The following is a 22,959-nucleotide window of genomic DNA, read 5'->3' as shown; positions in this document are numbered from 1 at the left end:
CGCTGAATCGCCCAACTCGCATGCCACACCCGCTACGGTTGTTGACGCGAACAAACCTCGGGGTGTTGAATGCACCCGCCATGAGCGGTGTACCGCTTACGGTAACCGCTTGTGAAGGTGTGCACAAAATCCGGTGGCCCGGCACGTAAGACAGGGCACAATCCGCAGCCGCAAACGCGGCGTGATCAGCGAGTACGGCGGCCGCGGGTCAGCCGCTCAGCGCCTGCCGAAGCCGGGACTCGTCCACCGTCCAGTAGCCGTGTTCGACGCCGTCGACGAGCAGCACCGGGACCTGGTCACCGTACTCGGCACGCAGCTCGGGATCGGTGTCGACATCGGTCACCGACCAGGTGGCGCCCTCGTCGACACAGATCCGCTCGACCGCGCGCTCGGCTTGTGCACACAAGCCACACCCCTGACGGCTCATTACCGTGACATGTGCCATGTCGCCATCCTCCCTGCCGCGACCGCCCGCGACGGCACACCCCTCGGTGCCGCTGCCCCGCGGTGCACACCGCGGTCCACGAGCCGGCGCACGTCAGCCGCCCGTCCGCGTCGCGAGCGCGGACGGGCACACGTCGACTTCACAACGCCGTAAAACACGATAGGGTGATTTGCGTCATAGCCCATTCGGACGGTCGTCTCCGAATCGCAATCATATGGAGGCTACCTACTGGCCGGTAATAGGACGTATGCTTCCCTAACCCGGGGAACTGCGGCCACGCGCTGCGACTCGGAGTGACGAACGCGAGAGCGACGAGGAGACCTGAGGCCATGCACACGTCGGGTCGGACAGCGCAGGACAGGCTCATCGTCGATGTCCTCGGCAGCACAGCGGCTGCCCCCGCACGTCAGAACCCGGGTCAGGCAGGTAGGGGCAACCGGCGCCCCGCGGTTCAGGCACCAGGTCAGGCAACAGGAGACGCAGCCCCAGGAGGTCAGCTGGGATGACGTTGCATCTCGCATACTCCGCGGCACCAGCCGAGGACACAGCAGGTGACCTGGGGGGCACCGGCGACAAGCCCGGCCAGGCGGCCGGGCGGCCCCGGCAACGGCAGGACGAGCAGCCACCCGACGACACCGCCAGCGGCGAGGCGTGGGAGCTCGTACACGCCGCGCAGGCCGGGGACACGGCCGCCTTCGGCAAGCTCTATGACCAGTACGTCGATACCGTGTTCCGGTACGTGCTGTTCCGGCTGGGAAATCGCGAGCTGGCCGAGGACGTCACCAGCGAGACCTTCCTGCGCGCGCTACGCAGGATCAGCTCGGTGACCTACCAGGGTCGCGATGTCGGGGCCTGGTTCGTCACCATCGCAAGGAACCTCATCCTCGACCACGTCAAGTCCAGCAGAGCCAAGCGCGAGGTCGTCACCTCCGAGCTGGCCGAGTCGGGACCCGCGGTGTTCACCGCCACCGACCACGGCTCCGACGCAGGCCCCGAACAGCAGGTGATGGCACTGGCCACCAAGGACGAGCTGTTCCGGTGCATCGACGCGCTCGGCGACGACCAGCGTGATTGCATCGTGCTGCGCTTCATCCAGGGCATGTCCGTCGCTGAGACCGCCGAGATCATGCAGCGCAACGAGGGCGCCATCAAGGCGCTGCAGCACCGGGCGGTTCGCAGGCTCGCTCACCTGCTGCCCAACGGGTTCCACTGAGCCGTTCCCGACGACTGCCCGATCCGGCCCGCCCCGGGTAGGGTGGCCGCCGTGCCGTGCGTAACTTGCACCATTCCGGTTCGTTACTCATGGCACGACAGACGACTCACCCCGTGCCACGGTCAGTGGCGCGGGGATGGCGGCCCCGCGAGTGGAGGCGGAACGAGCGGTGAACCAGCCCGCGTGGTACCGGCGGAACCCGGATCGGAGCGAGCGCTTCGCCCGGGTGGTCGAGACCGGCCGGGACGTCGCCGATCGGCACGAGTTCGCCACCGAACTGCACGTGGTCGACGAGCTGCGGGCAGTGGCCCACCGGGAAGGCCCCGACGAGCAGGAGCGGGAGCGCATACGTGCGCGCCTACTCGCTGGCGATACCACCGCCGGGACGGCCCTGCCGGGAAGCAAGACCAATCAGGCGCGGCGGTCGCCCCGGCGATCCCGGACGGATCGTATCGGCTCGCTGGTCGCCGCCGCCGTCGCCACGCTCGTCGGGCTCGGCGTGCTCGGCATCGAGCTCTCCGGTGACGCACTGCCCGATGAATTCCTGTACGACGTCAAACGCACCACCGAGACGCTGTCACTCGGGGCCGCGTTCAGCGACAACGCGCGCGGCTTCAAGCACATGGAGCTCGCAGGCACGCGGGTCGCCGAGCTCGAGGTGCTCGCCGAGCGCCGCGACCGGTCCGGGCAGGACGGCATCGATCCGGATGTGTACCGGGACGTACTCGACAACCTGGACGGCAACGCGACAAGCGCCGCCCGGCTGGTCACCACCACCGCCACCGGCGACACTGGCGACGACCTCGTCACCCTGCGGTCATGGGCCGCCGAGCACGGCGAGCGCATGACCGAGATCGCCGACACGATCCCCGGCGAGGCACGCGGCGATTTCGAAGCGAGCACCCGCCTGCTGGCCACCATCGACGAGCGCGCCGAGGCGCTGACCGAGCGCATGACGTGCTACCGCATCACGACCGGCAACGTGGACGAGTTCGGCGCCGTCCCCGCAACCGGCCCGTGCCAACCGCCACGCGCGGCACCCCAGCCACGGCCCGGTCAGGGCACCGATCGCGACGGGCGCACCGGTTCCGATGCCGCCGGTGGTGACGAGGACGGCCAGCCTGCCGGTGGTGATCCCGCTTCACCACGCACCGGAAGCGCGGACACGCGGGGCGGCGACGGCGATGTCGGTGGCGCCGGAGACGACGCCGGTGCCCCGCCCGCCGGGCAACCGGATCCGGACTTGCCCGGCGCGCCGGAGCCACCCGATGTGGGCGTTGAGACACCCGCCGAGCTACCTACCGCGCCGGATGCCCCCACCGCGACCCCCGACCAGGAACTCGGCGGGGTCGGCTAGCGGCCCGGATCCGCCTGGAGCGTGCCGGTGCCGGTCGACTCGGGCTGACGCGGAACTGGCTACGCTGTGGCCGTGCACTCCGTTCATATCCGCGATGGGAGGCGGTGCGCGTGTCGCTGTGGCGCCGGAAGGGCAAGCGCCTGGAACTGGAACGGCTCGCCACGCTGGCTGGCGAGGCTTCGGCCGAGGCAGCCTCGCGGATGGAGGGCGGACCGCGCCCCGAGGAAGACAGCCAATCCGAGCAGGCAGGCGAGCATCGGGCCCCGGTCACGCCGGATCTGACCGCAGCGGCGTTCTTCGACGTCGACAACACGATGATGATGGGAGCGTCGATCTTCCACTTCGCTCGGGGACTGGCCGCGCGTAACTACTTCACCACCTCGGACCTGGCCGGGTTCGCCTGGAAGCAGGCCAAGTACCGCATCGGCGGGAAGGAGTCCAAGGACAACGTCTCGTCGAGCAGGGAGCAGGCGCTGTCGTTCGTGGCAGGACGCAGCGTCGAGGAGCTCAACGCCGTCGGCGAGGAGATCTACGACGAGTTGATGGCCGACAAGATCTGGTCGGGTACCCGCGCGCTCGCGCAGATGCACCTGGATGCGGGACAGCGCGTCTGGCTGGTCACCGCCACTCCCGTCGAGCTGGCCGCGATCATCGCGCGCAGGCTCGGGCTCACCGGCGCGCTCGGCACGGTCGCCGAGACCGTCGACGGCGTGTACACCGGCAAGCTGGTCGGTGACCTGCTGCACGGCAGGGCCAAGGCGCACGCGGTGCGGGCCCTTGCCGCGAGGGAAGGGCTCAACCTCAAGCGCTGCACCGCCTACTCGGATTCGCAGAACGACATCCCGATGCTGTCGGTGACCGGCAAGGCCGTGGCGATCAACCCGGACTCGGCGCTGCGGGACATCGCCCGCGAGCGGCAATGGGAGATCCGCGACTTCCGTACCGGCCGCAAGGCGGCGAAGATCGGCGTCCCCTCGGTCCTCGGGGCAGGCGCTCTCGCAGGGGCGGTCGCCGCCGGTGTGGCCTTCCGCAAGCGCTGAGCGGGGGCAAGCCGAAGGACTCCTCGGGTACACGACATGTACCGAAGGAGGCGTTCGGCTCGCTAACCGAACACCCCGCGGCGCTGCGCGAGGCGCTGGTAGAGCATCTGCTGGATGGCCTCGCGGACCTGGTCGGTCAGCACGAACGCGTCCATCGGGTCGTCGCCTGCGGTGAAGTCGTCGGTGGTGATGGGTTCGCCGAACGCGATGGACCATTTCGTCGGCAGCGGGATCGCGCCCAGCGGACCCAGCAACGGGAAGAACGGGGTGACTGGGAAGTACGGCAGGCCGAGCAGCCGCGCGAGGGGCGTGATGTCACCGAGCTTCGGGTAGATCTCCTCCGCGCCGACGATGGCGCACGGGATGATCGGCACACCGGTACGGATGGCCGCCGAAGCGAACCCTCCCCTGCCGAACCGTTGCAGCTTGTACCGCGCCGAGAACGGCTTGCCGATGCCCTTGAAGCCCTCGGGGAAGACGCCAACGAGCTCGCCTGCGCCGAGCAACCGCTCGGCGTCGGCGTTGCACGCGAGCGTCTGGCCCGTCTTCCTAGCCAGCGACCCCAGCACCGGCAGCTGGAAAACCAGGTCGGCCCCCAGGATGCGCAGGAAACGCTCTCGCGGGTGTTCGTCGTGCACCGCCAGCGCGGTCATCGCCGCGTCGAACGGCACGGTCCCGGAATGGTTGGCCACGATCAGTGCTCCGCCGGACTCCGGCAGGTTGCCCGCACCGTGCACATCGACCCGGAACCACTTCCGGTACAGCACGCGCAGCGCCGGTGCCACCAGCTGCTCGGTCAGTTCGGCGTCGAAACCGAACTCGTCGACCGAGTACTCGCCGGTCAACCGATCGACGAGGAAGTTCAGCGCCGATGTGACGGCCTCGGGTAGCGTCCTCGGCTGTTCTTCTGCTGGTTCACCCGGCTCGTCGCTCTCGCCCGCTGCCCGCGGGCGCGCCTGCGCTCCGCTGCCCGCTGCCGAGGGGAACGCCACGACCTCGCCACCCCCACGCGGTTGCCGGTCGTGCACCTCAGCCCGATGCCCGGTCTCCTGGCCGTCGGGGTCCGGCCGGGAGGGCCGCTCGTGCGCTGGCAGCCTGCTGACACTGGCCTGCTCGGGAATCGGCGGGTGCGGCTCGGCGTCGGGGTCGGAGCGCGGGGCGTCTCCGAGGTGGTCCCTGCTAGCCATGGTGCTGTCCTTCCGGGCTGGAACAGGTTCTCGGTCAGGAAGTTCGTGCCTGGCCGGTCGCGGCCGATGCCGCGACCCTATCCGCCAGCGCGGCGAGTGCGTACCGGTCCACCACCGGGCGCAGCGCCCTGCCGTGCACGTAGTCGTCGAAGGCTTCACGGGTGCTCCACCGCGGCGTATAGCCGAACTCCTCGGTGAGCCTCGTAGTGTCGACCACGCGCCCGTAGTTGAGCAACCGGATCTGGTCGGGGGAGAAATCGACGAGCTTGGCTCCACGGAGGGCGGGAACCACCGTCGGCAACGCCGAGCTCGGTACCGGCAGCTCCACCCGGCCTGCGAGCCTGATCGCCTGTGACAGGGTGAGGACCCCGTCGGCGGCCACGTTGAACACCCCGGGGATGTCGTACAGCGTGGCCCGTTCCAGCACGGCGAGCGCGTCCGAGGAGTGCACGAACTGCAACCGGGCGTCGTAACCGAAGATCGTCGGCACAACCGGCAGCGCGAAGTACCTGGTCAGGACAGTGTCGACGGTCGGGCCCATGAGGTTGGCGAACCGGGCGGTTGTGATGATCAGATCGTCGCGCCTACGTCCGAGCCCTCGGATGTAGCCCTCCATGTCGATGGCGTCGGAGACGTAGCCCCGCGATGACGTGGGGATCAGCGGCGAATCCTCGGTGAACACCGCTGGCGAGCGAGGGCCAGCGCCATAGACGGCCGCGGTCGACTTGACGACGAGTTTGCGCACGCGGGGCGAGCGCTGGCAGGCGGCGAGCAGCCGCATGGTGCCGATGATGTTGGTGTCCTTGACCGCGAGCCGCGGCGCAGGCCCAGCGGGGTGAACGTTCATCGAGGCGTGCACCACGGTGTCGACCTTGGCGTCACTGATGATTCGCTCGATCAGCGGGTTCCGGATGTCGGCTCGCACGAACTCCGCGCGGCCCATGCGGTCGACGGCCGGGCGCGACGGGGACACGGTGTCGACGCCGATCACGCGTTCGAGCCGGTCGCTGTTGCCGAGCCGGGCGAGCAGCTTGCCACCCAGCTCACCACCGACGCCGGTCACGAGCACGACACTCGACGGCATCGAACCCCCTTTCGGCGGTCGCGGATAGGCTCCGGACCGCTACTTGCCCTGCCTACGCCGCTGGATTCGGGTACGACGCAACAGCTTGCGGTGCTTCTTCTTCGACATGCGCTTGCGGCGCTTCTTGATCACGGACCCCATGGGCATTCCTCACGGTCGGCGGATGCTGTCACGGTCGTGCGCGCCCCAGGCGCGCGGCAACCCCCATACAACCACGCGACGAGCACGCCGCTGCCGACGTCCCTGCCGACGCTGCTCCACAACCCTCGACAGTTACGCTACAGCCACACGACACTGCGTTAGGTTACCGGGGCCATGTCTGTCACCCCGCGCCGGGTCCCGCCACCGTGCCGCTGCCGCGACAGGTCAGCCCGCGTCGAAGTAGGCACCGTCGAGGTAGTCGTGGACGGCCTTTTCCGGCACCCGGAACGACTTGCCGACACGCACGGCAGGGAGTTCACCCGCGTGCACCAGGCGGTAGACGGTCATCTTGGAGACCCGCATCAGCGTGGCCACCTCGGCGACCGTCAGGAACTGCACCTGCTTGTGCAGCGGCGAATCATCCTTCTTCGGCGGCATGCTTCACCGGGTCCTTTCGCGCCAACACCGGCGCACCGGCACACTGGCGCCGTTGACACCACACTCTCCCCTGAGGCTAGCGGGACTGGCGGGGCTCGTGCGACGCTCGACGCCAAGTTGCAACGATCGTAGGCGTGTCGTTACCCGCGATATGCCGCCATTCGTGGTATGCGGGCCTACTCCTGCTCGCGTGCCTTACCAAGCTCCACGGACCGGTCACGCGCGGCTTCGATCGCGGCGAGCAGGGCCGCGCGGACGCCGTGGTTCTCCAACTCCCTGATCGCGTTGATCGTGGTACCACCCGGTGAGGTGACCGCCTCGCGCAGCGTGACGGGGTGCTCGCCGGTCTCCGCGAGCATCTTGGTCGCACCGTAGGTCGACTGGATGATCAGCTTCTCGGCCACGTTGCGGGGCAGGCCGAGCAGGATTCCGGCATCGATCATCGCTTCGACCAAGAAGAACACGTAGGCAGGGCCGGATCCCGACAGGGCCGTGACCGCGTCCTGCTTGTCCTCCGGGATCTCCACGACCTGACCGACGCTGGACAGCATCCGCTCCACCAGCTTGACGTGCACATCGGTGGCGTGCCGTCCCGGGGAGATCGCGCACATCGCCTCGCCGATCACCATCGGGGTGTTCGGCATGACCCGCACCACCGGACACGAACCACCCAACCTGCGCTCGAACAGGCTGGTTGGCAACCCCGCGCACAGCGAAACCACCAGGGTTCGCCCGTTCACCAGTTCAGCCAACCGCTCGAGCAACGGATCGATGTCCTGCGGTTTCACCGCGATGACCAGGACGTCCGCCGCCGCGGCCGCCTCATCGAGTTCCACATGGCGCACGCCGAGCGACGCGCTCAACTCCGCGGCACGTTCCGGGTGGCGCTCGGTGAACATGAGCTCTCCGGGGTTGGTGCCGCTGTGCAGCAAGCCGGAGAGCAACGCCTCACCGATCTTGCCCGCACCCAGAACCGCGATCATCGGGCCCGCGGCGCCCTCGACTCCGCTGCTGCCGGTTCCCGCGCCACCTGCTGTACCGGCGGCACCGGCGGCACCGGCACCGTCAGCGCTGCCAGCGCTGTCAACCCTGTCTGCCATGCCCCTCAGCCTGCCAGAACGCCTCAGCCGGGCCCCGGGGTGATGGCAAGCTGCCGCGTCTGGCAGACGAGATGGCCTCCGGAGTCGAGAACCGCCGCGCTGGAGTCGAACCAGTTGCCGTACACCGCGCTGCAGTCGACCTGGATCCGTAGCCATCCGGGTGCGGGCAGGCTACGCAGGTAGGAGGTCATCTGCACCGTCGGCGACCACCCCTTGCGGCCGAGGTTGAACGGTAGCGGGGGGTTGATGTCCCCGGCGAGCAGGGAGAAGAACACGTCCACCTCCGCGTTCCTCGGCCGCGCCCACAACCGCATGCGCAGCGTGGCGTTCGACTGTTGTGTCGAGTTCACCAGCGGCTTGCGCCCGGTGAGGAACCCCGCGGTACTGGCGTCGATCCGCACCTCGCACCCCTCGGCCAGCCGGAACACGCCGTCACCGAGATGATCGCTCAACCGTATCGCGTTCGTGGGCGGCTCGGCGGGCATCATCGGCAGGTCCGCCCACAACCACCGTTGCTCGGGTAGCCTGCCGACCGTCACGCGAGCCTCCACGCAGCTGCGACCACGCTGCTCGAGCCGCACACCGACAACGGTGGTCCGCCGCCCAGCCTTGCGAACCTCGGTACGCAGCAACGCGGGACCGAGCTCGGTCGCGCGCAGGAACTCCGCGCTGACCGCGAGCGGATCCCCTGCCAACTCGCTGTAATCCGCCACCACCTCGCATGCGGCGCGCGCGAGCAGGGCGATGATGAATCCGCCGTGCGGCCTGCCGCCGATGGACCATTCGGAACGGAGGTTCGCGGTGAAGGTGCCGTCGCCGAGCGCGCGTGGGTGGCTCGCGTCGGTGAAGCCCGTCGGTGTATCCGCCGTTGTCATGACGCCACGCCTCCGGTGCGGTCGTGGCGAGGGGAACGCGACGGCTCCCCGCTACCACGGGAGTCGGATGAGCTCAGCGGGGCCACGGCGTCGACCTTACGTCCACGCTTTGTGCCTGTGACCGGCGGGCTACCCTCCGGGATAGGCAACCGCCGAGTGGATCGAGACCGAGGAGAACCATGCCGCCGCTGCCCCCGATCAGACTTGTCACCCTCGCAGTTCTGCTGGCGGGCGTGACCGCGACCGGGTGCACCGAGACCGTTGCCGGTACCGCCACTTTCTCGCATGACGTGTTCGAACGAAGCGTCGCGAACACTCTCGAGGAGATCACGGGCTACCCGCCCGACGGCGTCTCCTGCCCGGATGCGGTGCGAGGCCGCTCCGGGGAAACGACGCGTTGCGTGCTCACCGACGGCGATGAGCGCTACGGCGTGACCGTGACCTTCACCGACGACCGCGGCAACTACACGCTCGAGGTCGACGAACAGCCGAAGCCGTAGCCGCCACGGCACCCGCCTGCCCCGGGCACGCCCGGCACCACGGTATCCCGGTGTCACTGGCCCAGGTGCAGCCTGGCGAACAGCAACGCCTCGGTCAGCTCCCGTACGCGGTGCGCCTCCGTCCGGGCGGCCCTGGTGTTCAGCTCGACGACCACCTGGCCACCGAAATCGGTCGCCGCCAGCTTCTCGAGCAGCTCGGCACAGGGTTGCGTACCGCGCCCCGGCATCATGTGCTCGTCCTTCGGCTGGCCGGAGCCGTCGGCGAGGTGCAGGTGTGTCAGGCCTGAGCCCATGCGATCGGCCAGCTCGAGAGCGTCCATCCCTGCGGCCGCCGTGTGGGACAGATCGAGCGTGTAGTGGGCGTGACCGACATCCGTCGGGTCGATCGACGGGCGGAACGCCGACACCCGCCTGTCCTTGCCTCCCGGTGGCCGCACCTTGAACATGTTCTCCACCGCGACCTCGATCCCGCTGGTCTCTTCCAGCTCGGCGACCAGCTCGGGAAAGGCGTCGGCGTACCGTCGCTGCCAGCGGAACGGCGGGTGCACCACCACGGTGCGCGCGCCCAGCTCACCGGCGGCGTCGACGGTCCTGCGCAGCCGCTCCTCGGGGTCCGGCGACCAGATGCGCTGGGTGATGAGCAACGACGGCGAGTGGACCGACAGCACCGGCACACCGGTGCTCTGCGAGAGCCACTTCAGCGCCGAGATGTCCTGGCTGATCGGATCCGGCCACACCATGACCTCGACACCGTCGTACCCGATGTCCGCGGCCAGCTCGAAGCCCGAGTTCGCGCGCAGCGGCCACACCGACGCGGTGGATAGCCCTACCGGTATGCCGCTGCCCGCGGCACCGGGGCGCGCGGCGCTCTCGCGCGGGTCCGTTCGGTCATCACCTGCCCTGCCAGCGCCGTCAGCAGCGTTATCAGCGTGGTTCACCCGGTGGTCCTATCCGGAAAACAGCAGCATCGCGGCGGGGGAGACGGTCACCACCAACCCCACCAAGACCGCGAGCACGCTCGTCTGGATGTCTTCTGCTCGACGAATCTTACGTACCAGCCACACGAGCCCCACGATCACCGCGAGCGCGGCGATCAACGCTGCGGCGGGAACCCGCATCCACAGCCAGTTGAAGGACAACCAGACACCGGCGCCGCCCAGCACGCCGAGCGCAAGCTGACCCGCCATGGCCAGCCACTGCCGCACGGGTGACGTGTCCGGTTCGCCCTGGCCGTCCTCGGCGTATTCCTCCTCGGGGTATTCCTCCTCGGCGTAGTCCTCCTGGTAGCCCTCCCGGTAGTCCGGTCCCCAGTCGTCCAGGTAGCCGTCCGGATCGCTGTCCGGGCCCGCGGTCAGGTCGCTGCCGTAGCGCTCCTGCCCTGCCGGGTCCATGCCGTCGAGGTCACCGTAGGACGGGTCGCACGACACGGCGTCGTCGTGCGGCGGGTACCCGTCGTGTTCGTCGTAGCTCCAGTCCTCGTAGCCCGGCTCGCCGAACCATGCCGCGGTCTCGGCGGGGTCGTCACTGGTCACGTAGCCGCTGCCGTACCCGGCGCTCGCGTGACCGTCCGGCTGCCCGTAGGCCGCGCCGTTCACGGCTTCCAGCTCGTCGGTGTCGGCGTCGCGCAGCCTGCCGTCGCGCGGGCGCAGGCTCGCCGCGGTGGTGCCGTCGACGAACCAGCTGTCGTCCGGCCCAGCCGGGCGCTGTCCGCCGTGGTCGTACCCGACCGCGGCGTCGAAGGGGTGCTGCTCGGCGGGATACGGCTGCGGAGCCTGCTGCGGATACGGCCGGGGCGCGTGGTGCGGGGCCTGCTGCCCCACGCCACCCGGCTGGGGCTGCTGCGGGTGCTGTGGCGGCTGCGGCGCCTTACGGAAAGCGGTGGGATGGACACGGGAGGTGGGCTGCGCGCCGAGCTCGGCGACCGGCTCAGCGGGCGGTTCGGCCGGTGGCGGGGTCGGGGACGCGGCCGGGCGGGGTTGCACCGGGGTGTATCCGCTTACCCCGCCCGCATCGTCGGCGGGCTTCACAGCCGCGCCATTACCCGCGGCGTGGCCCCCGTGTCCCCCGTAGTCGCTGTGGTCGCCGGCGTCGACGGTACCCGCGTGGTGGGACCGCCCGTTACGACCACCATGCTCCTTGCCGGTCTCACCTGTCTCGGCGCGGATCCGGTCGATGATCGCTTGCGGTGCGGTGGTCGTCACATCGGGTTCCCCAGCCGCGCCGTCGGCATCATCGGCCTCGTCGCGACGGCGGCGATGGCGGCGGGAGGAGGTGCCGTCGACCTTCCCGCCATGTTGGGCCAGCAGCTCAGCGACCGTGCGCTGCGCCTCATGGCTACCACGACTTCGGCTCATCCCGTATCACCGTGCCCGAGCTCCACTCACCACGTCCACGCCAATGTTCACGCCTGTCCGGTGTCTTACGTCCTCGCGCGCACCATCCGGTGTTCACCGGTACCACTGTCGCATCGACATCATTACGACAGGATCTCAACCCCGCGCCACGCACGCGTCAACGGCTCCACGGGATCCTCCCCGTTGGTGTGATCGAGGCGCCGCAGGATGACACCTTCCCGCAGCGCCCATGGGCAGATCTCCACTTCGGCGCAGGACAGCGCACGCATCGTGGCATCAGCCACCAGCGCTCCCCCGACAAGTTGGTGCGCCCGGCTCGGGCTCACCCCCTCCAGCTCCGCGAGGTCGGCCGCCGTCATCCGCGAGATGAACGCCAGCAACTGGCGCAGACCGGTGTCGGTCAGCACCCTGCGCACCCTTGGCCCAGCCGCCGAGGGTGCTGCGCCGGTCAACCGGGCCAGCGAGCGGAACGTCTTGGACGTGGCGACCACGCGGTCGGGGGTCCCCAACGCGCCCACCTGCTCGGCCAGCCCGGACAACTCCTGCTCCAGCCATGCCGCCGTGTCCACCAGTTCGGAACGGGAAGGGGGGTCGCCGGTGAACCGGGTATGGGTCACCGTTCCCGCCCCAAGCGGGTACGACAACGCCAGCTCGGGATCCTCGTCGATCCCCATCGCGATCTCGAGCGATCCGCCGCCGATGTCGAGCACCAGCAGTTTACCCGCGGACCAGCCGAACCAGCGGCGCGCGGCGAGGAAGGTCAGTCGGGCCTCGTCGTGGCCCGACAGCACGTTCAGCTCGACACCAGTGCGAACGGCGACCGTGCGCAGCACATCGCCCGCGTTGTGTGCTTGCCGCACCGCCGACGTGCCGAACGCCAGCATCTCCTCGCAGCCCAGCCGGGCCGCCGAGCCCTTCGCGCCCTCGATAGCCTCGACGAGCTCCTCGACCCCGGCACCACTCAGTTCCCCTTCGCGGGTGATCCGCTCGGCGAGCCGGAGCGACGTCTTCTCCTTGTGCATCGGCATCGGGTGCGCACCACGGTGCGCATCCACCACGAGCAAGTGCGTGGTGTTGGACCCCACGTCGAGCACTCCGAGTCGCACAATGGCTCACAGTACCCTGTCACGGGCCCCGATGTGCAGTCTCGAACGGCACACGCGGGCGGTAAGGACCAGCAAGGACCACGGAAAGGATCGTGAGAAACAGCACTCCCGCGCACTGCCGCGGAGGGCACGGCCGGGTCACGCCTCGAACTTGTACCCCAACCCGCGGACCGTCACGAGATGCTGTGGCGCGGCGGGATCCTGTTCGATCTTGGCGCGGAGCCGCTTGATGTGCACATCCAGCGTCTTGGTGTCGCCGACGTAGTCCGCGCCCCACACCCGGTCGATGAGCTGCGCGCGGGTCAGCACCCTGCCCACGTTGCGCAGCAGGTATTCCAGCAGGTCGAACTCCTTCAGCGGCAGCGTGACCTCCTGGCCGTGCACCGTGACCACATGCCGCTCCACATCCATGCGCACCGGTCCCGCCGCGAGCACCGGTTGCTCCTCGCCTTCCGGCGCTCCCTCGCCGCCACGGCGCAGCACCGCCCGGACCCTGGCGATCAGCTCCCGGGCGGAGTACGGCTTGGTGACGTAGTCATCGGCACCGATCTCGAGGCCGACCACCTTGTCGATCTCGCTGTCCCGCGCAGTGACCATGATGACCGGCACGGCGGCACGTTGCCGCAGTTGCTTGCACACATCGGTGCCGCTCATCCCCGGAAGCATCAGATCGAGCAGTACGATGTCGGCACCGTTGCGATCGAATTCCTCGAGCGCCTGCTTGCCGTCGGTGGCGACCGCCGCCGTGAAGCCCTCCTTGCGGAGCATGAACGCCAGCGGGTCGGCGAAGGATTCCTCGTCCTCGACGATCAGTACCCGTGCCACGCAGCTTCCTCCCGGCCGTATCAGTTGTCCGAACGTGATTCGCCCGCGGCTGCCGGGCGAACATTCCCTCCTGAGGAACCACGCTGCTGCGTGTAGCGATCCTCCTGGTGGGCGGGAATGCAGATAGTGAATGTCGATCCGGTGCCCGGCCTACTCCACAGCCGGACCTCGCCGCCATGATTGGCCGCCACGTGCTTGACGATGGCGAGGCCGAGTCCCGTGCCCCCTGTCACCCTGGAACGCGCCTTGTCCACACGGTAGAAGCGCTCGAACACCCGCTGCTGGTCCTCTTCGGCGATGCCGATCCCCCGGTCCGTGACGCTGATCTCTACCAAGTCGCCTGCCAACCGGCGTGAGACGGATACCGGACTGCCGGGCGGGGAGTACACGATCGCGTTGGTGAGCAGGTTGGTCAGCGCGGTAACCAGCAGGGTGTGGTCGCCCTCTACCCGAAGACCGCTGTCGGAGTCGGTCGTCACGGTGGATTCACCCGCCTCCGCAGCATGGGTCACGCGTCCCAGCGCCTCGTTGACCACCGCGTCGACCTCCACCACGGTCGGTTCCGGCAGCTTCTCGGCACCCTGCAACCGCGACAGCGCGATCAGCTCGGTGACCAACGCTCCGAGCCGCGTGGATTCGTGGTGCAGCTTCTCCCCGAAGCGGCGAACCTCGTCGGGATCGTCCGCCGCGTCCAGCAGGGCCTCGGTCAGCAGGGCCATCGCCCCGACGGGTGTCTTGAGCTCGTGGCTGACGTTGGCGACGAAGTCACGGCGGGTGGCTTCCAGCCGGACGGCCTCGGAATGGTCGACGGCCTCGATCACGGCGAATCCCTCGCCGAGCGACGCGGCCTCGCCGAGCACCGCCTCGGGCTGGCGACCGCGCCCGCCCAGCGGCGACAGATCGATCTCCACCGGCTTCCCGGTCTCCAGCGCCTGCTCAGCGGCGTGCCACGCGCGCCCGTCCAGCTGGTCGTTGCGCACCAGACCCAACTCGTCAGCCCGTGGATTGTGCACCAGGATTTCCCCGAGCGAACCGACGACGACAATGCCGTTGTGGGAGCTGTGCACCAGGCGCAGCAACAGTTCCGAAACCGACGGCGCGGCCTGACCGTTCTCGCGCCTGCGATCGCGCATGCGCGCGATCGTGTAACCGACCAGCACCCCGATGATCGCGGTAGCCGCGACCAGTGCGAGTGTCTCCAGCGGGGTCACGAACGCATCGTAATCACGGTCATGCGGTGTTGGCCTAGCGTTGCCCGCCCATTCGTGACGCCAATGACATTATTCCGGGCTGAATTTCCCGTGCGTTCACCCCAATGTCGATTGACGCTTTCCACCGGGAAACTAACCGGAAAGTGGTCATTGCCGACTGCTCGTGCGAGCGCGGGTTCAGCGTCCCTGACTCGCGACAGCCGCGGCAGCCTGCTCGGCGGCCGCGGGGTCCAGGTAGGTACCGCCTGCCACCGTGGGGGCGAGGTCGTCGTCAAGGTCGTACCGCAGCGGGATTCCGGTGGGGATGTTCAACCCAACGATCTCCGACTCCGATATCCCGTCCAGGTGCTTGACCAGGGCTCGCAGCGAGTTGCCGTGCGCGGCCACCAGCACTGTCTTTCCCTCACGCAGATCGGCCACGATCGCCGATTCCCAGTAGGGCACCAGCCGCGCGACCACGTCGGCAAGGCACTCCGTCAGCGGAACCTCGCCCGCCAGATCGGCATACCGCGGGTCGGCGTCCTGGCTGAACTCGCTGCCCTTCTCGATAGGCGGTGGCGGGGTGTCGTAGGAACGGCGCCAGCGCATGAACTGCTCCTCGCCGAACTCCTCCATCGTCTGCTTCTTGTTCTTGCCCTGCAAAGCACCGTAGTGACGTTCGTTCAGGCGCCAATCCCGGCGCACATCGATCCAGTGCCGGTCGGCCGCGTCGAGTGCGATGTTGGCCGTGGCAATAGCCCTGCGCAGCAGCGAGGTGTGCACCACATCCGGCAGCAGGCCGTGCTCGGCAAGCAGCAGGCCACCCCGCTGCGCCTCCTGCTCGCCTCGCTCCGAGAGCGGCACATCGACCCATCCAGTGAACAGGTTCTCCGCGTTCCACGTGCTCTCGCCGTGCCGCAGCAGCACCAGCGTTCCGAGATCGCCCATGGCTTCCAGCGTGCCAGAACCGCCAGCGCGGCCGAACCGGTGGGTTTGCCGACGCCGACTGGACCTCCGCTCGACTCCGACTCGAGGCGAGCGGAGGTAGCTGTCCCAGGCACTTCTACTCACAGTATCGCTACCGGCGACTATGCCCCGGTCGAACACCGAGGTCACCGGGCCGTGTCCGAACATGCCGGACGACTTTGTTGCACTGTGTGCCCACCCGCTCGCAGATTACACCCAATTGGAGGCCTTTAGGGGGTTGTGCGAAACGGCATAGATCTGACAAGTTGTCAACCAGCCCGCCACGTCGGTCTCCACGCACTCCCCGATGCGTGGCGGGAGAGACGCAGCTCGTCTCCCCTGCCGAGCTGCGCCCGCCAGACCCCGATGGCACCCCCTCGTCACCGGGTCACTACGGCGGGAAACCAGCGCGAGGTGGCTCGAGTTTTCGCGACTCCCCCTCCCTCGAGCCGCCTCGCGCCTTAACTCTTCGACCCGGCGCTCGACCGATCGCGCTGCCCGTGCGGACCCGGCCCGGCTCAGTCCCGCTCGGATTCGATGAGGTGCTGGAAGGGCCGCAAGTTGGCCAGCGACTCACCCCGGGACACGCGCCACTGCCACTCGCGCTTGATCGAGTCGGCGAAGCCGAGTTCGAGGAGGGTGTTGAAGTCACCGTCGGCTGCCTGCAACACCTGCCCGAGCAGCCGGTCCAGCTCCTGCTCGGTGACCATCTCCTTGCCGATCCTGCCGACCAGGTAAATGTCGCCGACCGTGTCGATCGCGTAATGCACGCCGTAGAGCTTGGTGTTGCGACGGAGCAGGTACGCGTACACCTCGGCGTGGCCCTCGTCCGGACGACGACACACGAAGGCTTCCACGGTGAACGAGTTGTCACCTGCCACCAGCCAGCAGTTGGTCTGGAGCTTCGTCGTGCCGGGCAGGGTGACGAAGTACCGCCCCTCACCGTGCCTGTCGTAGGACAGGTCCATTCCCTCGAGAGTGGTGGCGATGAGTTCGTCCATGCGGCAGTCCCTCTCCTGGCTCATACCGCGACCTCCGATCGCACCGCTTGCCTGCTGCGCGCCTCGGCCATGGCCGAGGCATACACCGACAGTAGTGCGTCGGTGGTGTGCTGCCAGGAGAAGCGCCGAGCGTGCGTCACCGCGTTAGCCGACAGGTAGGCGCGGTAGGCGGGATCCAGCGCGACCGCGCCGAGCGCGTCGGCCCACTGCCCGGTACACCGGGACGACACGAGCAGCCCGGAGACACCGTGCGCAACCGCGACCGGCAGGCCACCGACGTCGGCGGCGACGACCGGTGTGCCGCAGGCCTGCGCTTCGAGCGCGACGAGCCCGAAGGACTCGTTGTGGCTTGGCACGGCGACCACGTCGGCCGCGCGGAACACCCGGACGAGATCGTCGGTCGGTTGCGGCGGCAGGAACCGGGTCAGCTCGGCGATACCGAGCGCGCGCGCGAGGTCCTGCCACGCTTCCGGCTGCTCGAACCCGGTGCCGGACGGTCCCCCCGCGATCGTCACCACCAGCCGCTCGCGCAGCGTCGGCCGCCGGTGGATCAGCTCGGCCGCGGCCCGCAGCAGCACATCGGGCGCTTTGAGCGGCTGCAGGCGCCCGGCGAAGGCCAGCACGACGGCGTCCTGTGGCACGCCGAGCTCGGCGCGGGCGGCCTCGGCCGACCCCGGCGTGAAGCTGCCGAGATCCACGCCAGGTGCCACAGTATCGACCGCTGCCGGGTCGGCCTCGTACAGCTCCACCAGGTTCTCCGCCTCCACCGCGGTGTTGGCGATCAGCCGGTCGGCCTCGTGTACGAGCTGTTGCTCGCCGAACACCCGGGTGCGCGGTTCCGGGTTGTCGCCGTCGGCCAGCGCGGCGTTTTTCACCTTGGCCAGCGTGTGGGCGCTGTGCACCAGCGGGACACCCCACCGCTCGGCGGCCAGCCAGCCGACCTGACCTGACAGCCAGTAATGCGAGTGCACCACGTCGTAGTAGCCGGGAGGCTGGAACGCCTCGGCGCGCAGCACTCCCGCGGTGAACGCGCACAGCTGCGCGGGCAGCTCCGCCCTGTCCAGCGCCTCGTACGGTCCGGCAGGGATGTGGCGCACCAGCACACCCGGAGCCAACTCGGCCACCGGCGGCTGGTCCGAGGACGTCGCCCTGGTGAAGATCTCCACACTGACCCCACGACGCGCCATCGCCGTCGCCGATTGCGTGATGTAGACGTTCATCCCGCCCGCGTCCCCGGTGCCCGGCTGCTCCAACGGCGAGGTGTGCACCGAGAGCAACGCGACCCTGCGCGGCAGCACGCCCCGTCCGGCGAGCGCGTGCGGTACCACGGCCGACCGCCGTGGCTCGGCGGGTTGCCGTTCCCTGCCCGCGGGACCGGTACCCGGGGTGTTCCTACCCGAAGCCGTCATCAGCCACAAGACTCCTCGCGTTGTGCTCCGGTGCCCGCGTCGCTCGCCGGGTAGCACCCGGCGAGGGCACCGCAACGGTGTTCCCATCGAGCACCCAACGCCCGCGTGGTCCACGATCTTCCTTCGTGGGCCGCGCAGGCATTCTCGGTGACCGGTCTCATACCGGCGCTTCCGGCCACGGCGCGCACCGGGGCATACCGGCACGTACCGGTACATACCGTCCTCAAAGCGAGCAGTTGACCAGCAACGGTTCGGGACGCAACGTCACTCCGAACCGCTCGTCCACCCCGTCACGCACTTCACGCGCCAGCGCGAGCAGATCCTCGGTCGAGGCGGCACCGCGATTGGTCAGCGCCAGCGTGTGCTTCCCGGACAGGCTCACCCGGCCGCCGGGACCGGCGTGCCCCTTGGCGAAGCCCGCCCGCTCGATGAGCCATGCCGCGGACAGCTTCACCCCGGATTCGGCCGGGTACTGCGGCACGCTCGCCTCCGGCCCGACCACGGCGTCGATCCGTTCCCGCAGCTCGCGCAGTTGCTGCGCGCTCACCACGGGATTGGTGAAGAACGAGCCCGCGCTCCAGGTGTCGTGGTCGGCGGGATCGAGCACCATACCCTTGCTCCGCCGCAGCTCCAGCACCGCCGCTCGCACCTCGGCGCAGGGCAGCCGGGTGCCGATCGCCACCCCGAGCGCGCGGGCCAGCTCCTGGTAGCGGATCGGCTGGCTGGCCCCGTCGGGGTGCAGGCCGAAGCAGACGCTGAGCACGATCGCGTCGTCGGTGCCCTTCAACCGGCTGCTGCGGTAGGTGAGGCCGAGATCATCGGGGGCGACCGTGAGAGTGCGCCCGCTACGCCGGTCGTACAGCCGTACCCACCGCAGGAACTCGGAGATTTCCCAGCCGTAGGCCCCGACGTTCTGGATCGGGGTGGCACCGACCTGGCCGGGGATACCGGACAGGCACTCCAAACCGCCGTAGCCCGCTGCGACCACCCTGGCCACGAAGGCGTCCCAGTCCTCGCCCGCGGCGACCTCGATACGGACCTCGGATCCGTCCGGGTCACGATCGACCACCCGCTCGCCGGTGGTGGCGATGCGCACCACTCTGCCCGCGAACCCGTCGTCGCTGATCACCAGGTTGGAGCCACCGCCGAGCACGAGCACGGGCGCACCGGCCTCGTCTCGTTCGGCCACGGCACCGATCAACTCGTCCTCGCTGCTCGCCGTGACGAGCTCCGCAGCGGGCCCGCCGAGCCGGAGCGTGGTCAACTCGCCGAGCCGGATCGCGACGCTGTCCATGTCAGCAACGGTAATGTGCCGCGTATGGGAGCACGCATCGAGCACACCGCAACGTTCGACCACCCGATCCACGAGGTGTTCTCGGCACTTACGGCGGAAGACGTGCTGCGTGCCCGGCTCGCCGAGGTCGGTGGCGACGATGCGACCCTGCTCACACATGCCATCAGCGGCAACGAGGTCACCTACCGCATGCGGCAGTGCCTCCGGGCCGACACCGTCCCGCGCACGGTGCGGGAGCTCCTGCGTGGCGACCTCGAGGTGCACCGGGAGCACACCTGGCGGTTGCCCGCCGCGGACGATTCGTCGGTGCGCGGCTCGGCCCGCGCCACGGTGGCGGGCGTGCCTGGCGAGGTTACCGCGGTGTCCGAGCTCACCGCCCGCGGGGATGCGACCGGTACGAGCTGCGTGCTCCGCCTCACCGGCGAGGCGACGGTACGCATCCCGCTGGTCGGCGGCAGGTTCGAACGGATGATCGTCGAGCACCTGGACACTCTGCTCGACAAGGAGGACCGGTTCACCGAGAGCTACCTGGCCCGACACGCCTGCTGATCCGGCCGCACCGGCCGGGCGGCACGTTACCTGCCCAGCCCTTCGACGGTCTCGGTTCCGGGGAGCTCGGCCAGCATCTCGCCGGTCACCAGCAGCTTGCCCGACCGGGTACCGCTACCGATGATCAGCTCAGGGGCGGAGGCGACGGCGCTGTCCAGCAGCACCGGCCACTCCGGCGGCAACCCGATCGGTGTGATGCCACCGTAGGCCATCCCGGTCAACGCGACGGCCTCGTCCATCCCGAGGAAGGAGGCCTTGCGGACGTCCAACCTGCGCCGGATCACGGAGTTGACGTCCGCGCGGGTGGTTGCCAGCACGAGGGCCGCCGCGTAACGGACCTGACCCGACCGCTTGCCTGCCACCACGACGCAGTTGGCGGAAGCGCCCAGCGGTGACGAGTAGGCGGCGCAGAACTCCGCGGTGTCGGCGAGCTCGGGGTCGATCTCGACGACCCCCACACGGGAGCGCAGCCCGTGACGATCCAGCGCGGCCAGCACCGGCTCGGCGAGCAGGTCCTCCCGGTCGGTGGCCTTGTCCACGGTCAGCGTTCCGGCGATGCTCCAGTCGGGCACGGTGAACCCATCCCTCGGCAATCGCGGGCGGTGTCGCTTACCAGTCGCGGCCGCCCTGCACCTCGATCAGCTTGGGGCGTACGTCCACGAGGTAGACGAGTACGGCGACGAGCGCGGCGATCCAGAACAGCGTGCCGCCGCCGTAGAACCAGAAGATCGGGACGACGAGCACGAAACCCGCCGCCCCCGTGATACCCAGCCACGCCGGTTTGGACAGGCGGTTCGCCGCGGTGTAGGCGTCGGCACGCTGCATCAGGGCGTGCACGAACGCGTAGATGCCGAGCGGTATCCCGGCCAGGTTGATGGCCATCACGATCAACTCAGTCAACAGGGGCACGCTTCCAGAGTACGGCGATCCGATGACCGATTTACAACCGCCCTGACCACGCTCGCACCGCTACCTGGCGGCACGTCGCGCTCGCGCCTGCTCGTGCCAAGCGGTGCTGACCCGGAACCGCCATGCCCCGGCTTCGTCGGCGGGGCAGGCCGGTTCCCGGCGTCATACTCGATAGTCGAGTCAGCTCTCGCTCTTGCCCGAGCCCTTGGCGGTCGCGCCCGTACCGGAGTTCGATGACTTCGTCGTGGTGGACGTGGACTTCGACTTGCCGGCGCTCTTGGTGGTCGAGCCGCCGCGGGTGCTGCTCGCCGACCGCGGAGCGGTCTTGTTGGCGGCCTTGCGGCTGGCACTGCGGGTCTCGGCCGCGATCTCCTCACCGGCCTCGGCGAGCTTCTCCGCGCCGGACTCACCTGCGCTTTCCACGGCGCGGGCCGCCTTCTCCCCCGCCGAACGGGTGCGCTTGGTGAACTTGCCGAAGGCGTCCTCGACACGCTCCCGCGCCTCACCGGTGACGTCCTCGACACGCTCCTGCGCCTGGCGGCTGGCCTCCTCCAGCTGCTCGACGGCGCGCTTGACCTGCGGCTGGGCCATGATCTGCTCCAGCGTCTCCTCACCGGAGGAGGCCAGCTTCTCGTACAGTTTGCGCGCGGCCTCTGTGTACTCGTCGAGCAGCTTGCGCAGCTCGGCCGGGTCGAACTTGTCGCGAAGGTCCTCGACCTCGCTGGGGAGCTCCTCGACGTTCTTGCGAGCGTCCTCGAAGTTCTTGCGGGCGGTCTCGCTGCTCTCCGCGACGCGTTCCCGTGCGCGCTGCACGGCGTCCACCACGGACTGGCTCGCGAGGCTTCCCGCCCCGAGAACGGCAAGTAACGGGGTTCGGATGGTCTCGGCGCGCTTCTGCTGGTCGTCACGGCTCTGGGCCATTGGGGCTCACTCCTTCATGGTTGTCATGACGAGCCGTCGTGCTCCGTCATGTCGGTCGGGTCGGTATCTCGCGGTACGCGGCCGGTCGACCGGCCGGTCACCGGGCTCTCGTGCTGTTCGGCACCGGGGGCGGCTGTAGCGCCGGATCCCGGCTTCGGCTGCTCGGGCGAAGATCGCTCCGCCGAGTTCTCGCGCCGGAACGACTCGTAGATCTCGAGCAGGACGTGCTTCTGCCGCTCGGTCAGTTCCGGATCCGCATGGATGGCTTCGGGGACCGGCCCAGCGTGCGGGACGTCCAGGATCCCTGCCTGCACGTACAGCGCCTCCGCCGAGATGCGCAGCCCCTTGGCGATCTGTTGCAGGATCTCCGCACTCGGTTTCCGCACACCCCGCTCGATCTGGCTCAGGTAGGGGTTGGACACCCCGGCCATCTTGGAGAGCTCGCGCAACGAGATCTTCGCGTTGTTGCGCTGCTGCCGGATGTAGGAGCCGATATCGCGACCGATGTCGGCCACCTTGTCCATCGGCTTGGCCTGCGCCTCCTGAGGGGAATCCCGATCGCCCTCGGGCGATTCCGCACGCACGCTCATTCCGGCTACCTCCTTGCTGTGCTGTCCACTGTAAGCTGCGGTGCTAGCTATAGCAAGCACACTGCTTGCACCGATCGAGTGTGATTCCGGCCTCCGCATCGATCCCGATCGACGGCCGTGCGCCCCGTTGACCCTCTGGTGATAGAAGGTCGATGATGGACGCAATCACGCCAGCGGTACGCCGCCGGACGCGCACGAAGGCCACGCCATGAAACTCACGCTCGACCTGCACGACATCTACAACCGCGGCAAGGACATCGACAGGGCGCTGAACGACATCATGAACGAGGCGGTCGCCAAGAAGGCACCACTCGTGGAGATCATTCCCGGCAAGGGATCCGGCCAGCTGAAGAAGCGCGTGCTGCGTTTCCTGGACCGCAAGGACATCAGGCCGCTCTACCACCGCATCGACAAGGACTCGAAGAACTTCGGCCGGATCTTCGTGCGGTTCAAGTGGTAGGGTGC

The 22,959-nt window shown here is 68.9% G+C and carries 25 protein-coding genes and 1 pseudogene; 6 read left to right on the top strand and 20 right to left on the bottom strand.

Translation table 11 applies throughout. The features are described from left to right. Positions 1-208: 208 nt before the first annotated feature. Positions 209-445: a glutaredoxin family protein gene (locus tag F8178_RS09155; protein WP_317494270.1), complete on the bottom strand. Its 237-nt coding sequence runs from the start codon at positions 443-445 to the stop codon at positions 209-211. Positions 446-947: 502 nt separating this feature from the next. On the opposite strand from F8178_RS09155, the gene F8178_RS09150 reads away from it, so the two are divergent. From F8178_RS09150 to F8178_RS09140, 3 genes are all read left to right on the top strand, one after another. Next, on the top strand, positions 948-1,658 hold the full coding sequence (locus F8178_RS09150; RefSeq protein ID WP_317494269.1) for a sigma-70 family RNA polymerase sigma factor: 711 nt from the start codon (positions 948-950) through the stop codon (positions 1,656-1,658). 169 nt (positions 1,659-1,827) lie between these two features. Next, positions 1,828-3,015: a DUF5667 domain-containing protein gene (locus F8178_RS09145; protein WP_317494268.1), complete on the top strand. Its 1,188-nt coding sequence runs from the start codon at positions 1,828-1,830 to the stop codon at positions 3,013-3,015. A gap of 116 nt (positions 3,016-3,131) precedes the next feature. Then, positions 3,132-4,055 (top strand): HAD-IB family hydrolase, encoded by a 924-nt coding sequence (locus F8178_RS09140; protein ID WP_317494308.1) that lies wholly within the window; start codon positions 3,132-3,134, stop codon positions 4,053-4,055. A 62-nt stretch (positions 4,056-4,117) separates the two neighbouring features. On the opposite strand, the gene F8178_RS09135 is transcribed toward F8178_RS09140, so the two are convergent. The 6 genes from F8178_RS09135 to F8178_RS09110 form a co-directional block, all read right to left on the bottom strand. Further along, positions 4,118-5,242: a 1-acyl-sn-glycerol-3-phosphate acyltransferase gene (locus F8178_RS09135; RefSeq protein WP_317494267.1), complete on the bottom strand. Its 1,125-nt coding sequence runs from the start codon at positions 5,240-5,242 to the stop codon at positions 4,118-4,120. Positions 5,243-5,276: 34 nt separating this feature from the next. Continuing rightward, positions 5,277-6,326 (bottom strand): NAD-dependent epimerase/dehydratase family protein, encoded by a 1,050-nt coding sequence (locus F8178_RS09130; RefSeq protein ID WP_317494266.1) that lies wholly within the window; start codon positions 6,324-6,326, stop codon positions 5,277-5,279. A gap of 39 nt (positions 6,327-6,365) precedes the next feature. Next, positions 6,366-6,467 (bottom strand): 30S ribosomal protein bS22, encoded by a 102-nt coding sequence (locus F8178_RS09125; protein ID WP_317494265.1) that lies wholly within the window; start codon positions 6,465-6,467, stop codon positions 6,366-6,368. A 225-nt stretch (positions 6,468-6,692) separates the two neighbouring features. Beyond that, a complete protein-coding gene (locus F8178_RS09120) occupies positions 6,693-6,905 on the bottom strand; it encodes a helix-turn-helix domain-containing protein (RefSeq protein WP_317494264.1) in 213 nt (70 codons plus the stop codon). A 176-nt stretch (positions 6,906-7,081) separates the two neighbouring features. Next, a complete protein-coding gene (gene proC / locus F8178_RS09115) occupies positions 7,082-7,888 on the bottom strand; it encodes a pyrroline-5-carboxylate reductase (protein WP_317494307.1) in 807 nt (268 codons plus the stop codon). 140 nt (positions 7,889-8,028) lie between these two features. After that, positions 8,029-8,880 carry a thioesterase family protein gene (locus F8178_RS09110; RefSeq protein WP_317494263.1) on the bottom strand — a complete coding sequence of 284 codons (852 nt, stop codon included), beginning with the start codon at positions 8,878-8,880 and terminating at the stop codon, positions 8,029-8,031. A gap of 179 nt (positions 8,881-9,059) precedes the next feature. Here F8178_RS09110 and F8178_RS09105 point away from each other — a divergent pair, with 179 nt between their 5' ends. After that, entirely contained in the window at positions 9,060-9,380 is a 321-nt protein-coding gene (locus tag F8178_RS09105; RefSeq protein WP_317494262.1) for a DUF4333 domain-containing protein, read from the top strand. A 53-nt stretch (positions 9,381-9,433) separates the two neighbouring features. Here F8178_RS09105 and F8178_RS09100 read toward each other — a convergent pair whose 3' ends face one another. The 9 genes from F8178_RS09100 to F8178_RS09060 all read right to left on the bottom strand — a co-directional run bounded on the left by F8178_RS09100 (position 9,434) and on the right by F8178_RS09060 (position 19,525). Next, a complete protein-coding gene (locus F8178_RS09100) occupies positions 9,434-10,216 on the bottom strand; it encodes a sugar phosphate isomerase/epimerase family protein (RefSeq protein WP_317494306.1) in 783 nt (260 codons plus the stop codon). A gap of 111 nt (positions 10,217-10,327) precedes the next feature. Continuing rightward, positions 10,328-11,734 carry a hypothetical protein gene (locus F8178_RS09095; RefSeq protein ID WP_317494261.1) on the bottom strand — a complete coding sequence of 469 codons (1,407 nt, stop codon included), beginning with the start codon at positions 11,732-11,734 and terminating at the stop codon, positions 10,328-10,330. 122 nt (positions 11,735-11,856) lie between these two features. Next, on the bottom strand, positions 11,857-12,840 hold the full coding sequence (locus F8178_RS09090; RefSeq protein ID WP_317494260.1) for a Ppx/GppA phosphatase family protein: 984 nt from the start codon (positions 12,838-12,840) through the stop codon (positions 11,857-11,859). Positions 12,841-12,978: 138 nt separating this feature from the next. Then, on the bottom strand, positions 12,979-13,665 hold the full coding sequence (locus F8178_RS09085) for a response regulator transcription factor (protein ID WP_317494259.1): 687 nt from the start codon (positions 13,663-13,665) through the stop codon (positions 12,979-12,981). Positions 13,666-13,685: 20 nt separating this feature from the next. Beyond that, positions 13,686-14,876: a sensor histidine kinase gene (locus tag F8178_RS09080; protein ID WP_396345178.1), complete on the bottom strand. Its 1,191-nt coding sequence runs from the start codon at positions 14,874-14,876 to the stop codon at positions 13,686-13,688. Positions 14,877-15,053: 177 nt separating this feature from the next. Continuing rightward, positions 15,054-15,803: a phosphoglyceromutase gene (locus tag F8178_RS09075; protein WP_317494258.1), complete on the bottom strand. Its 750-nt coding sequence runs from the start codon at positions 15,801-15,803 to the stop codon at positions 15,054-15,056. A 536-nt stretch (positions 15,804-16,339) separates the two neighbouring features. Continuing rightward, on the bottom strand, positions 16,340-16,846 hold the full coding sequence (locus F8178_RS09070; RefSeq protein WP_317494257.1) for a YbjN domain-containing protein: 507 nt from the start codon (positions 16,844-16,846) through the stop codon (positions 16,340-16,342). Further along, the gene (gene mshA / locus F8178_RS09065) at positions 16,843-18,231 is read right to left on the bottom strand and encodes a D-inositol-3-phosphate glycosyltransferase (RefSeq protein ID WP_317494256.1); all 1,389 of its coding nucleotides are present in this window, start codon (positions 18,229-18,231) and stop codon (positions 16,843-16,845) included. The genes F8178_RS09070 and mshA overlap by 4 nt, the downstream gene beginning before the upstream one ends. Before the next feature lie 223 nt (positions 18,232-18,454). Then, positions 18,455-19,525, bottom strand: coding sequence for a UDP-N-acetylmuramate dehydrogenase (locus F8178_RS09060; RefSeq protein ID WP_317494255.1), 1,071 nt, complete (start codon positions 19,523-19,525; stop codon positions 18,455-18,457). Between the two features lie 24 nt (positions 19,526-19,549). On the opposite strand from F8178_RS09060, the gene F8178_RS09055 reads away from it, so the two are divergent. Then, positions 19,550-20,074, top strand: coding sequence for a DUF2505 domain-containing protein (locus F8178_RS09055; RefSeq protein WP_317494254.1), 525 nt, complete (start codon positions 19,550-19,552; stop codon positions 20,072-20,074). A gap of 26 nt (positions 20,075-20,100) precedes the next feature. Here the strand turns inward: F8178_RS09055 and F8178_RS09050 are convergent, their stop codons facing one another. From F8178_RS09050 to F8178_RS09035, 4 genes and pseudogenes are all read right to left on the bottom strand, one after another. Next, complete coding sequence (locus tag F8178_RS09050) at positions 20,101-20,646, bottom strand: YbaK/EbsC family protein (protein ID WP_317494253.1); 546 nt, start codon at positions 20,644-20,646, stop codon at positions 20,101-20,103. Positions 20,647-20,683: 37 nt separating this feature from the next. Next, entirely contained in the window at positions 20,684-20,983 is a 300-nt protein-coding gene (locus F8178_RS09045; RefSeq protein ID WP_317494252.1) for a DUF2516 family protein, read from the bottom strand. Positions 20,984-21,163: 180 nt separating this feature from the next. Further along, positions 21,164-21,904, bottom strand: a complete 741-nt coding sequence (locus F8178_RS09040) for a hypothetical protein (RefSeq protein WP_317494251.1) — start codon at positions 21,902-21,904, stop codon at positions 21,164-21,166. A gap of 137 nt (positions 21,905-22,041) precedes the next feature. Next, a pseudogene (locus F8178_RS09035) lies at positions 22,042-22,428 on the bottom strand (helix-turn-helix domain-containing protein); the annotation flags it as partial. A 274-nt stretch (positions 22,429-22,702) separates the two neighbouring features. On the opposite strand from F8178_RS09035, the gene F8178_RS09030 reads away from it, so the two are divergent. Next, on the top strand, positions 22,703-22,954 hold the full coding sequence (locus tag F8178_RS09030; RefSeq protein WP_317494250.1) for a Smr/MutS family protein: 252 nt from the start codon (positions 22,703-22,705) through the stop codon (positions 22,952-22,954). Positions 22,955-22,959: the final 5 nt, after the last annotated feature.

The organism is Haloechinothrix sp. LS1_15 (assembly GCF_033042135.1).
GTDB lineage: Bacteria > Actinomycetota > Actinomycetes > Mycobacteriales > Pseudonocardiaceae > Haloechinothrix.
The sequence above is the reverse complement of the archived record's forward strand: the minus strand, read 5'-3'. Positions and strand labels throughout refer to the sequence as shown.